Consider the following 1,546-nt stretch of genomic DNA (forward strand, 5'->3'; position numbering starts at 1 on the left):
ACCTGGCACCGGCTCAAACTATGCCGCAGCGAAAAATGCCGGGTTGCGTTCTTTGACCGTTCACGCAACAACAGCGGCGTTTGGCATGACGTGAAAATCTGCGGCAACCCGGCGAATCTTCGAGCGCACCGGGCGCGAAAACATGAATCAAAGCTCGTGAATTGACCCCATTCCTGTTCCTGGATGACCAAGTTGGCAGGAGGAGGTCTTTTCGCTGACGGGCTATCCATCGCATCAAAGGACCTCAATGCAAGCCTTACCTCCAGACAATTCTGACCGAATCGCAGAGTACGCACATTCCGACAGGCTGGTCACCGCCGAATGGCTTGTGCAGCACATGGCTGACCGCAGGCTCGTCATCGTGGAGTCTGACGAGGATCCGCTGCTGTATGACGTGGGCCATATACCGTCGGCAGTCAAAATCGATTGGCATACAGACCTGAACAACCAGGTGATGCGCGACTACCTGACGGGGCAGGAATTTGCCAACCTGATGACCTCCCGCGGTATTTCACGGGACAGCACCGTTGTCATTTATGGTGACAAGCACAACTGGTGGGCCGCCTATACGCTCTGGGTGTTCAGTCTCTTTGGCCATCCTGACGTCCGCCTGCTCGACGGCGGGCGTGAAAAGTGGATCTCCGAAGGACGTCCACTCGAGACGGCGCCTGCGCCGGCCCGGAGCACACCACCGTATCCGGTAGTCACACGGGACGACGCGTCCATCCGGGCATTTAAGAATGACGTCCAGGAACACATCGGGCTACCCCTGATAGACATTCGCAGCCCTGAGGAATTCACGGGTGAGCGCACGTCAATTCCCGATTACCCGCAGGAGGGGGTCCTTCGCGGCGGGCATATTCCGGGGGCGCGCAATGTCCCGTGGGCGCGGGCTGTTTCCCACGACGGGACGTTCCGGCCGCGGAGGGAACTCGAGGAGATCTACTTCAACGAAGTAGGCTTGCGAGCCGACGATGACGTCATCACCTACTGCCGCATTGGCGAGCGGTCAAGCCACTCGTGGTTCGCCCTGACTTTCCTGCTGGGCATGAAAAGGGTGAGAAACTACGACGGCTCATGGACCGAATGGGGCAATGCTGTTCGGGCTCCCATAGCGGTAGGTTTAGAAGATCCTGTTTGGGTGAGTAGTTCGGCTACCGTCTCTCCGGAGCCATAGATGGCCGGTCTACCCCCGCACCTCCAGCCTCGGCACCGTAACTGACTAAGTAGCCGCCTGGTGCCAGGAGTCACCAGCAGCCCGCCCCGTTACCTTTTTTCGTAGCCCGGGTCCTGTTGCAGCATAAGGGTGTGTTGGTCGGTCGGTCCCGGCATGGTTTCTGCCCCCAGTCGTTCATGATCCGGGGGGTTGTAACCGTACCGGCTTGGCGGCAGTTGATCGCTGATAGAGGCACGATGATGGGTCAGGCACGACGATCGGTCCTTCGTAACGTGGATGCCGACACCTGCCGCCGTTGACCAGCCAGTACAGACAGTGACGTGCGAACAAGGGAGCGAGTGAGGCGCTGATTCTGGATCAGTAGGATGT

General features: G+C 58.9%; 2 protein-coding genes. Both read left to right on the top strand.

What is annotated here, in order from left to right:
* Positions 1-165: CGNR zinc finger domain-containing protein (locus tag AC1DEY_RS23325; RefSeq protein ID WP_476870072.1), on the top strand; the 165-nt coding region annotated here is incomplete at its 5' end.
* 82 nt (positions 166-247) lie between these two features.
* Positions 248-1,177 carry a sulfurtransferase gene (locus tag AC1DEY_RS23330; RefSeq protein WP_476870071.1) on the top strand — a complete coding sequence of 310 codons (930 nt, stop codon included), beginning with the start codon at positions 248-250 and terminating at the stop codon, positions 1,175-1,177.
* The last annotated feature ends 369 nt before the right edge of the window (positions 1,178-1,546 follow it).

This window comes from Arthrobacter sp. 05T47 (assembly GCF_056395825.1).